This window comes from uncultured Maribacter sp. (genome assembly GCF_947500405.1).
Taxonomy (GTDB): Bacteria; Bacteroidota; Bacteroidia; order Flavobacteriales; family Flavobacteriaceae; genus Maribacter_B.
In genome coordinates, this window is record NZ_CANMRY010000005.1 from 91,389 (window position 1) to 104,875 (window position 13,487).

The following is a 13,487-nucleotide window of genomic DNA, read 5'->3' on the forward strand; positions in this document are numbered from 1 at the left end:
TCTGCATAAATTATAAAAGAGCTTTTCTTTTAATTTTTATTACCCTTTTATTGGAGCCGATTTTTCAAAATTAAAAATTTCATCAATATCCATTTCTTTAATATCTCCTAACTTTTTTAATGCATTAAAATCGATATCTTTTTTATTTCCAATTACAATAACATTGTAATTTTCACCTTTAATGTTTGCATTAAAAAAAGTTTTTAAATCATTTAAAGTCATATTTTTTATAGCATTATAAAGCGCTTCTCTATTGTCATTTTCAAATCCTCTTTTCTTTAAAGATTCATAAGTCCAAAAAATGTTAGACTTTGTTATTCTTTCTGCAGCTATCTTTTTTAATGTAGCTTCTTTTGCCTGGTTAAATTGTTCTTCCGCCTCAGGCATATTTGTCATTAATTCCATCATAGCATCTACAGCTTCTGGTAATTTATTTGCCTGTGTTCCTACATACGCCATAACATAGTCAGAATCTCCTTTTTCTCTTGCATTGCTATAACTAGAAAATGCGGAATACGCTAAAGATTTAGATTCTCTTATTTCTTGGAAAACAATAGAAGACAAACCACTTCCAAAATACATATTAAACAATCTAGAGACTGCCATTTTTTTAGCGTCAAACTTTGCGCCTTTTGCTAATAAAAGAATTTCACTTTGTACCATGTCATAATCTACAAAGTAAACGTTACCTCCAGTTTCTTTTTCCTCGTATCTTTTTCTTTCTGGATAATCCTTAAGTTCATTAATGTTTATGGCATGATTAGTATCTAAAGATGTAATTGCATTATCTACATCTTTTCCATAATAAAAAACTCGTTGTTTATATTCTTTGAGTTTTTTTATTTTTTCTACTAGTTCAGAAGGCGTAATAGCTCTTAATTCAGACATAGTATAAATATCACGTAAACGAGAATCTTCTCCGTACTTACTATAACTCATTAACCCATTCCAAAAAATATTTCTCTTTTGCGTTTTAGAATCTTGCCTTCCCTTTAATATTTTGTCCACATATTTATTATATGTTTCTTGATCAGGAACTGCATTTTCCCAAAGATGTTCTAATAATTCTAAACCTGGGTTTAAATTTTCTTTTAAGCCAGAAATACCAACATAAGTTTTATCGTTAGCCGTATTTACATAATAAGAAATTCCAATCTTATAAAATTCTTGTTTAAGTTCTTCTGGAGAATATTTATTTGTTCCTAAATAATCTAAATATCCGGCAGCTAAAGAAACCATTGGATCATTGTCTTTACCCATATCAAAAATTATATTCAGATTAAATATGTCATTATTTGGGTTTTCTATATAAGAAACTTTTAAACCATTTTTAGTTTTTGTTTCATTAATTTCAGACTTATAATCTACAAATTTCGGAGTTAAATCTGGAGAGCGTACCGCATTAAATTCTTTTAAGAAATTAGACTCTTTGTCTCTATTTAAGTTTATTGGGGTAATTCCTGGATTATCTACTTTTACAATATGTTTATCTTCTCCTTTTATTTTGTGTACTTCTACATAATTATCTGCATATAATTCATTTGCAAAAGAAATTACTTCTTCTTTTGTTATTTTTTTCATCTCATCTAGCATACTTAAACGCCTGTTCCAATCTTGAAAACCAATAAAAGCATCTAAATATTCATAAGCCGTAGAGGAAGATTTTTCAAAAGATTTAATTTTAGAAAGTCGTAAGTCATTTACAACTGCATCTAAAAGCCAGTCCTCAAATTCTCCTTTTTTAATTTTCTCTACTTGTCCTAATAACAAATCTCTTACTTCATCTAAAGTTTGCCCTTGTTTTGGAGTCCCATATAATAAATGAAAACCGTAATCATTATTAAAATTGGTAAAAGAAGAAGCTCTTTGCACCATTTGTTTTTGATTTAAATTTAAATCTATTAATCCAGCATTAGAGTTTGCCAACATGTAATCTATTAAAGTAACCATTACTTCTTCTTTGTCCCCTTTTCCCTTGGTTCTAAAAGCAACATAAACAGATTCTGCCGTTGGTCCATATACTTCTTTTTTAACAGGAGTTACTAAAGGTATTTCTTCTGGAAAAGTAGGATGCGAAACTTCTTTTGATTTATAGTCTCCAAAAGAATTATTTACTTTTTTTATAGTTTCTTCAAAATCTAAATCGCCAACCATAATAACTGCCATATTATTTGGGACGTAATATGTTTCAAAATAATTATGAATAGCCTTCATTGACGGGTTCTTTAAATGCTCTGACTTCCCTATTGTAGATTGCGTTCCGTATGGGTGATTAGGATACAGACCTTCTAAAACAGCAAAATATTGTTTTCTTCCATCACTATCCTGCCCTCTATTAAATTCTTCATAAACAGCCTCTAACTCTGTATGAAATAAACGCAAGACTAATGTTTTAAAACGCTCGCTTTCTAATTGTAACCATTTATCTATTTCATTTGAAGGTATTTTATTAACATATACAGTTTTCTCATTAGATGTAAAAGCATTTGTACCTTCTGCTCCTAGAGAGCTTACCATTTTATCATATTCATTTGCAATAGAGATATTAGAAGCAAGTAAAGAAACGGAATCTATCTTTTTATAAATTTCTCTCTTCTTTACCGTATCCTTTTCTTTTTTATGCGCTTCATACAGGTCAGAAATTTGATTCAAAAAAACTTTTTCTTTTTCAAAATTTTGTGTCCCTATTTTGTCGGTTCCCTTAAAAAACATGTGCTCTAAGTAATGTGCTAAACCAGTATTATCTGCTGGGTCATATTTAGAACCCGCTCTTACAGCAATTAAAGTTTGTATTTTTGGTTCTTCCGTATTTTTTCCTAAATAAACTTTTAAACCATTATCTAAAGTATACAATCGTAAACCTGTAGGGTCATCTTTAACTATTTCATAGGTAAAACCATTACTATCTTTAATAGTTGAAGATGCATGCTTTTCATTTTTAGATTTAGAACACCCTACAATAATTAAAAGACCTGTAAAAACTGCTATAAATTGGTTTTTCATTGAAATAGATTTTAAATAGTTAACACTTTTAAAAATACAAATTATTAGTTTTAAAAAGACGCTGAATTTTTTGTAAAAAAAATCCACCATTCTAATGTAAGAATGATGGATTTAATGTAAGGCTTATTTTGAAATATTTAACACTTAAAGTGTTATTATCCCATAACTTCTTTTACTTTAACACCTATTTCGGCAGGAGAATCTACAACGTGTATTCCACATTCTCTCATAATACGCTTTTTTGCTTGTGCAGTATCATCACTACCTCCAACTATAGCACCAGCATGCCCCATAGTTCTTCCTGCTGGAGCAGTTTCACCAGCAATAAAACCAACAATTGGTTTTTTACTTCCACTTGCCTTGTACCATTCTGCAGCATCAGCTTCTAGTTGTCCTCCAATTTCTCCAATCATTACAACACACTCAGTTTCAGAATCATTAATCAATAATTCTACAGCTTCTTTTGTTGTAGTTCCAATTATTGGATCACCACCAATACCAATTGCAGTAGTTATTCCTAATCCTTGACGAACAACTTGGTCTGCAGCTTCATAAGTTAAAGTTCCTGATTTAGAAACAATACCTACATTACCTTCTTTAAAAACAAATCCTGGCATAATACCAACTTTTGCTTCTCCTGGAGTAATAACTCCTGGACAATTAGGCCCAACAAGTCTACAGTCTTTATCTTTTATATAATTAGAAGCTTTTACCATGTCTGCTACAGGTATGCCTTCTGTAATTGTAATAATAACTTTAATACCTGCATTAGCAGCTTCCATAATAGCATCTGCAGCAAATGCTGGCGGTACAAATATAATAGTTGTATCTGCCCCAACTTTTTCAACTGCTTCTAAAACAGTATTAAAAACAGGTTTTCCTAAATGTTCTTGCCCCCCTTTTCCCGGAGTAACACCACCAACAACGTTAGTACCGTAATCAATCATTTGTCCGGCATGGAAAGTTCCTTCACTTCCTGTAAAACCTTGTACTATTATTTTAGAATCTTTGTTAACTAGAACACTCATACGATATTATTTTTTTAATGACACAAAAATATGTGTTTGTAAATGATTTTTAAAGTAAACTTCTTTTTAATTTACTTTTCTACTTTTTTTATTATTTCTGGAATTTTTTTAATGTATGCTAATTGCTTCAATTTCTCTCTAGATTCTTCTATTGGAGTTCCAAAATAGCTTTTACCACCTGGCACTGACTTAGTAACTCCTGTTTGCCCCATTATAACAGCTTTTTTACCAATAGTAATTCCACTATTGGTTCCTACTTGCCCCCACAAGGTTACTTCATCTTCAATAATAACACAACCAGCAATTCCTGTTTGGGATGCAATTAAACATTTTTTCCCAATAACAGTATCATGCCCTACATGTACTTGATTATCAAGTTTTGTTCCTTTTCCAATGGTAGTATCTCCTGTAACTCCTTTATCTATAGTACAAAGAGCACCTATATCTACATTATCTTCTAATACAACTCTTCCGCCAGAACGTAATTTATCAAAACCTTCAGGTCTATTTTTATAATAAAAAGCATCAGCTCCTAAAACACTCCCTGCATGGATAGTAACATTATTTCCTATAACACAATTATCATAAATGGCTACGTTAGAATGTACTACACAATTTTCTCCGATAGAAACATTATTACCAATAAATGTATTGGGTTGTATAATGGTACCCTTTCCTATTTTCGCACTTTCTGAAATAGCGGAACTTGCAGGTACAAATGGCTTAAAATAATTTGTTAGTTTATTAAAATCGCGAAAAGGGTCGTCTGAAATTAATAGAGCCTTGCCTTCTGGGCAAGCTACTTCTTTATTTATTAAGATAGTAGTAGCTTTAGAGTTTAGTGCTTTATCATAATATTTTGGATGATCCACAAATACAATATCTCCCTTTTCTACAACGTGAATTTCATTCATACCAGTTATAGAAAAATTAGCTTCTCCTCTATATTCTGACTGAATAATTTGAGAGATTTCTTGTAAAGTATACGATTTAGGAAATTTCATTCTAAAAAGCTACTATTCTTTTACTCTTTCCATGTAGCTACCTTTCTCTGTATCTACTTTAATTTTATCTCCTTCGTTTATAAATAAAGGAACGTTAACTTCTGCTCCAGTTTCTACTTTTGCAGGTTTTGTAGCATTTGTAGCTGTATTTCCTTTTACACCGGGTTCTGTATAGGTAACCTCTAAAATTACACTTGCAGGCATTTCTACAGATAAAGGCATGCTATCTTCAGTATTAAACATGATTTTTACAATAGTACCTTCTTTTAACAAGCCAGGAGCGTCTAATGAACTTTCTTGTAATGTAATTTGGTTGTAATCATCTGTATTCATAAAATGAAAAGTATCTCCTTCTGGGTATAAAAATTGATATGAACGTGTTTCTACACGAACATCTTCTATTTTATGTCCAGCAGAAAAAGTATTATCTAATACTTTCCCAGAACTAACACTTTTTAATTTTGTTCTAACAAAAGCAGGGCCTTTTCCTGGTTTTACATGTAAAAATTCAATGATTTTGTATATATCATTATTATATCTGATGCATAATCCTTTTCTAATATCTGATGTAGATGCCATTTATTTGTTGTTAGTTATTGGTTAATTATTAAGAGAGTTCTTTTAAAAGATATATTCTCTTATATTTTATACTTAGTTATTACTAAAATACCCTTTCATAATTCCACGTTGTGAATCTCTTATAAATTGAAGAATTTCATCACGTTCTGGAGTTGCTTCCATTTCTGCTTCAAGAATTTGAACTGCTTGTGTATTATTATAGTTTTTTTGATAAAGTATTCTATAAATATTCTGAATTTCTCTAATTTTTTCTGATGCTATTCCTCTTCTTCTTAATCCTACAGAATTAATACCAACATAAGAAAGTGGTTCACGTGCGGCTTTTACAAAAGGTGGCACATCTTTACGAACCAAAGAACCTCCTGTTACAAACGCATGCTGCCCTACAGATACAAATTGATGTACTGCAACTAAACCAGCTAATATTACATTATCTCCAATAGTTACATGTCCTGCTAAGGTAGAGTTATTAGAAAAAATACAATTATCACCAACTAAACAATCATGTGCTACATGGCAATAAGCCATAATTAAACAATTTTTACCTATAACAGTTTTCATCCTATCTGAGGTTCCTTTGTGTATTGTTGCACATTCTCTAATAGTAGTATTGTCTCCTATTACAACCGTAGTTTCTTCACCATCATATTTCAAATCTTGAGGTGGTGCAGAAATTACTGCTCCTGGGAAAATATTACAATTTTTTCCAATTCTTGCTCCTTCCATAATTGTTACATTGGATCCTATCCAAGTACCATCACCAATAGAAACATTATTATGAATTGTTGTAAAAGGTTCTACAACTACATTTTTTGCAATTTTTGCACCAGGATGTATATAAGCTAAAGGTTGATTCATTTTTATTTCTTTTTAGCTATTTGCGCCATTAATTCTGCCTCACAAACTAACTTATTATTAGCATAAGCATATGCTTGCATATGACAAATTCCTCTTCGTATAGGAGTAATTAAACTACAGTGAAAAACTAGTGTATCTCCTGGAAGTACTTTTTGCTTAAACTTTACATTATCCATTTTCATGAAAAAGGTAAGGTAGTTTTCTGGATCTGGCACAGTACTAAGCACTAAAATGCCACCTGTTTGCGCCATTGCCTCCACTTGTAATACACCGGGCATTACTGGTGCTCCAGGGAAATGGCCAACAAAAAATGGCTCATTCATAGAAACATTTTTCATACCAACAACATGTGTATCAGAAAGCTCTAAAACTCTATCAATTAATAAAAATGGAGGTCTGTGAGGTAACATATCCATAATTTGATGGATATCCATTAATGGTGGTTGGTTTAGATCATAACTAGGAACTTTATTTCTTTTCTCAAGTTTAATAATCTTTGCTATTTTCTTAGCAAATTGTGTATTTACATAGTGCCCTGGTTTATTGGCTATAATTTTACCACGTATGCGTGTTCCTGCTAATGCTAAATCTCCAATAACATCTAATAATTTGTGTCTTGCTGCTTCATTTGGCTGATGCAATGTTAAGTTATCTAATATGCCATTAGGTTTAACAGATAGCTTTTCTTTATCAAAAGCTTTCTGTAATTTTTTCATTGTGGTTTCGGAAATTTCCTTATCCACATAAACAATGGCATTATTTAAATCTCCTCCTTTAATAAGTCCATGCTCTAATAAAGCTTCTAACTCATGTAAGAAACTAAAAGTTCTTGCATCTGCAATTTCAGTTTTAAAATCGCTAAGTTTTTCTAAAGTCGCATTTTGTGTTCCCAAAACTTTGGTACCAAAATCTACCATTGTAGTTACCATATACGTATCAGATGGTATTATAGTTATTTCACTACCAGTAGCTTCATCTTTATAAGAAATAACATCTTTTACAATATATTCTTCTCTTTCAGCTTCTTGTTCTACAAGCCCAGCTTTTTCTAAAGCTTCAACAAAAAACTTAGAAGAACCATCCATTATTGGTGGTTCTGGAGCATTTAATTCTATTAAAACATTGTCAATTTCAAGACCAACTAAAGCAGCTAAAACATGCTCTGATGTTTGTATTTTAACTCCATGCTTTTCTAAATTAGTTCCTCTTTGTGTGTTTACTACATAATTGGCATCTGCCTCTATTATTGGCTCCCCTTCTAAATCCACTCTTTTAAAAGCATAACCATGATTTTCTGCCGCTGGTAAAAATGTAAGAGTTACATTTTCTCCTGTATGTAAACCTACACCTGTTAGTGTAACTTCTTTTCCAATTGTTCTTTGTTTTTGTGGTTTCATATTCACAATTATTCTTTTTTTTCCAATTGATTTATTCTATTTACAATTTTTGGTAAATTTTTAAAATGTACATAAGATTTATTATAATCTCCATAATTTAAAGCAGGAGAACCTTGTAAAACTTCGTTATCTTTTACATTTCTTCCAATACCAGATTGCGCTTGTATTCTAACATTATCGCCAATAGTAATGTGCCCAACAATACCTACTTGCCCTCCTATCATACAGTTTTTACCAATCTTTGTTGATCCTGCAACACCAGTTTGGGCAGCTATTACTGTGTTTTCTCCAATTTCTACATTATGAGCTATTTGTATTTGATTATCTAGCTTTACACCTTTACGAAGTACTGTAGACCCTAATGTTGCTCTATCTATTGTGGTTCCTGCACCAACATCTATATTATCTTCTAAAATTACATTTCCAGTTTGCGGTATTTTTCTATATGAGCCATCTTTATTTGGTGCAAAACCAAAACCGTCTGCCCCCACAATAGCACCACTATGAATGGTACAGTTTTTTCCAATAACGGATTCTGAACAAACTCTTGCACCTGCTAAAACAGAACTATTATCTCCTATTACTACATTGTCCCCAATAAAAACATTAGGGAAAATCTTTACATTTTTTCCAATTACAACATTAGCACCTATATAGGTAAAAGCTCCTATATATATATCTTCTTCATATTTTGCAGTGTCTGCAATAAATACAGGATTCTCTATACCTTGCTTATTATTTTTTACCTTATTGTAATATTCTAATAGCTTAGAAAAAGATTCATAAGCATCTTCTACTTTAATTAATGTTGTAGATATGCTTTGCTCTGGAATAAAGTCTTTATTTACAATTGTAACTGATGCTTTTGTAGAATATATATGTGAAGTATATTTTGGATTAGCTAAAAAAGTAAGAGAACCTTTTTCTCCTTCTTCTATTTTGGCTAATTTGTGAACGGCAATCTCTGGGTTTCCTTCAATTTCCCCCTCTAATATGCCTGCAATTTGACTCGCTGTAAATACCATGAGCACAAAAGTAAGAAAAATAGTTAAACGTAATCTTTAGGGTAGCATATATAATATTTAGAAACCGTCTTTGACAATGTTTTTATTTTTAAATAATCAGACAGTTTTGCAATATCTACTACTCTTCCATTTTTTTTAAGGATATTAATTGGCTGATAATCTCTATCATACGCCTTATTTTTTATTTCTCCTGTAAAAACAAAATAATTTGTTTCTTCATCAGTTAAATCATTTTCTGCTTTAAAATCATTAAAATGTTTTTCTAATTTAATTTCAGAAATAGGTTCATTTTTAACTTTCACTTGCAAAAGTCTTCTATTTATAACCATTTGGCATAATTGCGACAAAACAAAATCGGAACTTTCTTGCCAATTCTTAATTGCAGAAAGAATATCTATATCATCTAGCTTAGAAAATCGGACTAACGTATCTAAATCAAAATTATCAATGTCAATTTTATTTTCTAAAAAGAACTTTAAATTTTTACTGCAATCTAGGTGCTCTCCTCTTAATATTAATTCTTTGGAACGTTTTAGAATACGCATTAATAATTGCTCTGCAGCTACTCCAGTTTTATGTAAATAAACTTGCCAATACATAAACCTGCGAGCCATAATAAATTTTTCAATAGAATAAATTCCTTTTTCTTCTATTACTAACTCTCCATTAACTACATTAAGCATTGTAATTAATCGTTCTGCATTTGTATTCCCTTCTGCCACACCAGTATAAAAACTATCTCTTTTAAGGTAGTCTAACCTATCCATATCTAACTGGCTAGATACTAATTGATTTAAAAACTTTTTAGGGTAATTGCCATTAAATATTTCAATAGCTAAAGTTAATTTTCCTTCAAATTTTTTATTCAACTCTTGCATAAAACATAAAGAAATATGCTCATGATTAACCCCTTCTACAATACTGTGTTCCATTGCATGCGAAAAAGGTCCGTGGCCAATATCATGTAAAAGAATTGCTATTAAAAGCCCTTCTTCTTCTTCCTTTGTTAATGCTACATGCTTAAATCTTAGTACTTGTATAGCTTTCCGCATTAAGTGCATACACCCTAAAGCATGATGAAAACGTGTATGATGTGCCCCTGGATATACAAGGTAAGAAAGCCCCATTTGAGATATTCTTCGCAGCCTTTGAAAAAAAGGATCTGCAATAAGATCAAAAATTAAAGTGTTGGGAATTCTAATAAATCCGTAAATTGGATCATTAAATATTTTAAGCTTGTTAGATTTTATCAAAATCGGTATAATTTACGCGCAAATATAAGTACTAAATGAACAAGATAACAATACTTTGGGTAGATGATGAAATAGATTTATTAAAACCACATATTCTATTCTTAGAAGCTAAAAATTATATAGTTGTAACCTGTAAAAGTGGACAAGAAGCCTTAGAAGAACTTCAAGAAACTCGTGTAGATATTGTTTTCTTAGATGAAAATATGCCTGGTATTTCTGGGTTGGAAACCTTAAACGAAATAAAAATTTTAAATTCTTCCTTACCTGTAGTAATGATTACTAAAAGTGAAGAAGAGCTTATTATGGAGGAAGCAATTGGCTCTAAAATAGCAGATTACCTTATAAAACCCGTTAATCCTAATCAAATTTTACTTTCTTTAAAAAAGAACTTAGACCATTCTCGCTTAGTTTCTGAAAAAACTACTGCCAACTACCAACAAGAATTTAGAAAAATAGCTATGGATTTAGCCATGGTAAATTCTAAAGAAGAATGGATAGAATTATACAATAAGCTAATATACTGGGAATTACAATTAGAAGAAATTGAAGATAGCAGTATGTTCGAGATTTTAGAATCTCAAAAAACAGAAGCAAATAATCAATTTTCAAAATTTATTGATAAAGAATATAAAAATTGGTTTGTAAATGATAATGCTCCCGTATTATCGCATACTTTATTTAAAAAATGGGTAGTACCTGAGCTCAAAAACAATAAAACATTATTAGTTGTTATTGATAACCTTAGATTAGATCAATGGTGTTCTTTTGAAGATACGGTAAACTCTTTTTACAAAAAAATTAAAGAAGATTGTTACTTTAGTATTTTACCTACTGCTACGCAGTATGCAAGAAATTCTATTTTTTCTGGATTAACGCCTTTAGAAATGGAAAAAAAACATCCTGACTGGTGGAAAAACGATACAGATGAAGGAGGAAAAAATCTTTTTGAAGATAAATTTCTTAGTGCACAAATAAAGAATTTAGGCTTAGATATAAAATGGGAATACCATAAAATTAGTAGCTTAAAACAAGGAAAGTATTTATCTCAAAACTTTAAATCTCAAAAGGATAACGACTTAACTGCAATTGTATACAACTTTGTAGATATGCTCTCACATTCCAAAACTGAAATGGAGGTAATTAAAGAACTTGCTTCCAATGATAAAGCGTATAGGTCATTAACACAAAGTTGGTTTAAAAATTCTCCGTTATTAGAAATAATACAGCAAGCTCAAAATATGGGAATGAAACTTATTATTACTACAGATCATGGAACCATAAATGTAAAGCAAGCTTCTAAAGTAATTGGAGATAAAGACACTAGCTTAAACCTAAGGTACAAAACAGGTAGAAGTTTAACATATGAAGATAAAGAGGTAATTGCAGCAACAAATCCTAAAAATATACAATTACCAAGTATAAATATGAGTAGTTCTTTTATTTTTGCAAAAAATGATATGTTTTTTGCATATCCTAACAACTATAATCATTACGTAAAATACTATAGAAATACTTACCAACATGGTGGTGTTTCTTTAGAAGAAATGATTATTCCGTTTGTAGTATTAGAGCCTAAATAAAATTAAATGAACATTATATATTCTGAAAATCAGTTAAAAGAAGTTGCAGAAGAGATTTTAAGAAACGCTCCAAATAAATTTTTAGCCTTTAATGGTGAAATGGGAGCTGGAAAAACAACATTAATAAAAGAAATAGTAAAACTTCTTGATGTAAAAGATATAGCAAACAGTCCTACTTTTGGAATTGTAAATGAATATGAAAATATAGAAGGAGAATTAATTGCCTATCATTTTGATTTTTATAGATTAAATGATGAAAATGAAGCTTTAGACTTTGGTTTAGAAGATTATTTAAATTCTAAAGCATGGATACTTATGGAGTGGCCAGAAAAAATACCTTCCTATCTTCCTGAAGATACTACACAAATAACTATAGAAATTATTGATACCACTAACCGCCAATTAGTTATGTAATCCTTTTTCTTATATACAAAAAGCACTTCTCCATCCTTTAAAAAACATCGACAAAATGCCTTTTTTTACGTTAAAGTGTTTAATTTTAACGTTTAAATGCATTGTCGCATCATTTTTTTAGTTACTTTCGTTTGTAGAAACACTCCATGTCTAACTAAATACTTATGAAAATGAAAAAAATTATTTTTGCTTTTGCAGCATTGGTTACTTTAATGGCTTTTTCTTGTTCCCCTAACACGTCATCTGATGATGATCAACTGTATGAACAAGGGATTGAAAAAAAGAAGCTAGATAGAAGAATTTAAAAATCTCAATAAATTTTTAGGAAGAGCAATAAATTATTGCTCTTTTTTTTATACTTTTTTTAAAGCATTATCGTTAGTAGAAAAGAACTTCTACCAAATGATAAATAACTCTACAAGTAAAAAAGCTAGGACTAGAATTATTTTAGAATCTTTTTGTGTTTTTTTCATAGCTATTTCCCCTTTTTTATATAAAGTATATGATTATTTACCTACAGACCCTAGTGCCGTTATTTCTATTTTAGGAATTAAAATTAGTAATAATGGATTTTCAGATGTATCTACATATTTTTGGTTCGTCATTAGTAAGATTATTCCTTTGTATTTATTAATATTATGGTTCATGACAGCAAAAAATTGGTGGTATCATATTATTATAATACCAATTGCAATGTATGCTTTTCAATTATTTGAAGTACTTTTTGATTCTGATGATGTAATAGATACTGAAAACATATGGTGGGTAATTCCTATATGTATGGTGGTAATTCCTATTGTGTATTTTATACGTATTAAACTGTATGATAGGTATGTGCATGGTATAGACATTGAAGCCATGGAAAAAGAACTACATATTCTTAAAAAGAAACAAAAAGAGAAAGAAACTAAGGAGTACAAAGAAGAACTCTCAAGTGAAGAAGATATTTACAAAAAATACTCTTGGTCAGAAATTATAAATAGAAAATTATCTACCCATAATCTAGAAAAATATTTTAGAGGCTTTCAAAACACGTTAAATAATTGGTAATATAACTGCAAAGAAAATACTTAGAAACAAAAAAAGGGAAATCTTATAGATTTCCCTTTTTATTTATGCCTTTTCTCGAGCTGCTTTTTTAGCATCTCTTTTTTCTTTTAGTAATTCTTTAATATTACCAAATAACCAGTAAGGGATAACAAATGTTAACAAAAAAATCATTAACCAAAAACCTATGGTTAAAATGGTTAAAAATGATAAAAATCCTAAATATTGGTCAAAGTCAAACATGATATATAATATTAACATTGCAAAGATACTTTTAAATACACTAATAGTGCAAATCA

Annotated in this window: 13 protein-coding genes; 4 read left to right on the forward strand and 9 right to left on the reverse strand. The window is 30.2% G+C overall.

Annotated elements, in window-relative coordinates; translation table 11 throughout:
• Positions 1-39 precede the first annotated feature (39 nt).
• The 8 genes from Q0945_RS08690 to Q0945_RS08725 form a co-directional block, all read right to left on the reverse strand.
• Positions 40-3,003 carry a M16 family metallopeptidase gene (locus Q0945_RS08690; protein WP_299433575.1) on the reverse strand — a complete coding sequence of 988 codons (2,964 nt, stop codon included), beginning with the start codon at positions 3,001-3,003 and terminating at the stop codon, positions 40-42.
• Positions 3,004-3,158: 155 nt separating this feature from the next.
• Positions 3,159-4,031: a succinate--CoA ligase subunit alpha gene (gene sucD, locus Q0945_RS08695; protein ID WP_121066219.1), complete on the reverse strand. Its 873-nt coding sequence runs from the start codon at positions 4,029-4,031 to the stop codon at positions 3,159-3,161.
• Between the two features lie 71 nt (positions 4,032-4,102).
• The gene (locus Q0945_RS08700; protein WP_299433578.1) at positions 4,103-5,035 is read right to left on the reverse strand and encodes a UDP-3-O-(3-hydroxymyristoyl)glucosamine N-acyltransferase; all 933 of its coding nucleotides are present in this window, start codon (positions 5,033-5,035) and stop codon (positions 4,103-4,105) included.
• 12 nt (positions 5,036-5,047) lie between these two features.
• Entirely contained in the window at positions 5,048-5,614 is a 567-nt protein-coding gene (efp, locus tag Q0945_RS08705; RefSeq protein ID WP_299433581.1) for an elongation factor P, read from the reverse strand.
• A gap of 72 nt (positions 5,615-5,686) precedes the next feature.
• Positions 5,687-6,472 carry an acyl-ACP--UDP-N-acetylglucosamine O-acyltransferase gene (lpxA, locus tag Q0945_RS08710; protein WP_121066210.1) on the reverse strand — a complete coding sequence of 262 codons (786 nt, stop codon included), beginning with the start codon at positions 6,470-6,472 and terminating at the stop codon, positions 5,687-5,689.
• 2 nt (positions 6,473-6,474) lie between these two features.
• Positions 6,475-7,869: a bifunctional UDP-3-O-[3-hydroxymyristoyl] N-acetylglucosamine deacetylase/3-hydroxyacyl-ACP dehydratase gene (locus tag Q0945_RS08715; RefSeq protein ID WP_299433585.1), complete on the reverse strand. Its 1,395-nt coding sequence runs from the start codon at positions 7,867-7,869 to the stop codon at positions 6,475-6,477.
• An 8-nt stretch (positions 7,870-7,877) separates the two neighbouring features.
• A complete protein-coding gene (gene lpxD / locus Q0945_RS08720; RefSeq protein ID WP_299433588.1) occupies positions 7,878-8,894 on the reverse strand; it encodes a UDP-3-O-(3-hydroxymyristoyl)glucosamine N-acyltransferase in 1,017 nt (338 codons plus the stop codon).
• Positions 8,895-8,917: 23 nt separating this feature from the next.
• Positions 8,918-10,147, reverse strand: a complete 1,230-nt coding sequence (locus tag Q0945_RS08725; protein ID WP_299433591.1) for an HD domain-containing protein — start codon at positions 10,145-10,147, stop codon at positions 8,918-8,920.
• Positions 10,148-10,182: 35 nt separating this feature from the next.
• Between Q0945_RS08725 and Q0945_RS08730 the strand changes: the two genes are divergently transcribed.
• The 4 genes from Q0945_RS08730 to Q0945_RS08745 all read left to right on the forward strand — a co-directional run bounded on the left by Q0945_RS08730 (position 10,183) and on the right by Q0945_RS08745 (position 13,191).
• Entirely contained in the window at positions 10,183-11,727 is a 1,545-nt protein-coding gene (locus tag Q0945_RS08730; RefSeq protein WP_299433594.1) for a PglZ domain-containing protein, read from the forward strand.
• A 6-nt stretch (positions 11,728-11,733) separates the two neighbouring features.
• Positions 11,734-12,141: a tRNA (adenosine(37)-N6)-threonylcarbamoyltransferase complex ATPase subunit type 1 TsaE gene (gene tsaE, locus Q0945_RS08735; protein ID WP_299433597.1), complete on the forward strand. Its 408-nt coding sequence runs from the start codon at positions 11,734-11,736 to the stop codon at positions 12,139-12,141.
• Between the two features lie 170 nt (positions 12,142-12,311).
• Positions 12,312-12,446 (forward strand): hypothetical protein, encoded by a 135-nt coding sequence (locus Q0945_RS08740; RefSeq protein WP_299433600.1) that lies wholly within the window; start codon positions 12,312-12,314, stop codon positions 12,444-12,446.
• Between the two features lie 97 nt (positions 12,447-12,543).
• The gene (locus Q0945_RS08745) at positions 12,544-13,191 is read left to right on the forward strand and encodes a hypothetical protein (RefSeq protein WP_299433603.1); all 648 of its coding nucleotides are present in this window, start codon (positions 12,544-12,546) and stop codon (positions 13,189-13,191) included.
• Between the two features lie 63 nt (positions 13,192-13,254).
• Here the strand turns inward: Q0945_RS08745 and Q0945_RS08750 are convergent, their stop codons facing one another.
• A complete protein-coding gene (locus Q0945_RS08750; protein WP_299433933.1) occupies positions 13,255-13,449 on the reverse strand; it encodes a hypothetical protein in 195 nt (64 codons plus the stop codon).
• Positions 13,450-13,487: the final 38 nt, after the last annotated feature.

Excerpts from the sequence above, each read along its gene's own strand:
- Q0945_RS08690 (WP_299433575.1), bottom strand. The coding sequence starts at position 3,003 with ATGAAAAACCAATTTATAGCAGTTTTTACAGGTCTTTTAATTATTGTA.
- sucD (WP_121066219.1), bottom strand. The coding sequence starts at position 4,031 with ATGAGTGTTCTAGTTAACAAAGATTCTAAAATAATAGTACAAGGTTTT.
- Q0945_RS08700 (WP_299433578.1), bottom strand. The coding sequence starts at position 5,035 with ATGAAATTTCCTAAATCGTATACTTTACAAGAAATCTCTCAAATTATT.
- efp (WP_299433581.1), bottom strand. The coding sequence starts at position 5,614 with ATGGCATCTACATCAGATATTAGAAAAGGATTATGCATCAGATATAAT.
- lpxA (WP_121066210.1), bottom strand. The coding sequence starts at position 6,472 with ATGAATCAACCTTTAGCTTATATACATCCTGGTGCAAAAATTGCAAAA.
- Q0945_RS08715 (WP_299433585.1), bottom strand. The coding sequence starts at position 7,869 with ATGAAACCACAAAAACAAAGAACAATTGGAAAAGAAGTTACACTAACA.
- lpxD (WP_299433588.1), bottom strand. The coding sequence starts at position 8,894 with ATGGTATTTACAGCGAGTCAAATTGCAGGCATATTAGAGGGGGAAATT.
- Q0945_RS08730 (WP_299433594.1), top strand. The coding sequence starts at position 10,183 with ATGAACAAGATAACAATACTTTGGGTAGATGATGAAATAGATTTATTA.
- tsaE (WP_299433597.1), top strand. The coding sequence starts at position 11,734 with ATGAACATTATATATTCTGAAAATCAGTTAAAAGAAGTTGCAGAAGAG.
- Q0945_RS08740 (WP_299433600.1), top strand. The coding sequence starts at position 12,312 with ATGAAAAAAATTATTTTTGCTTTTGCAGCATTGGTTACTTTAATGGCT.
- Q0945_RS08745 (WP_299433603.1), top strand. The coding sequence starts at position 12,544 with ATGATAAATAACTCTACAAGTAAAAAAGCTAGGACTAGAATTATTTTA.
- Q0945_RS08750 (WP_299433933.1), bottom strand. The coding sequence starts at position 13,449 with ATGTTAATATTATATATCATGTTTGACTTTGACCAATATTTAGGATTT.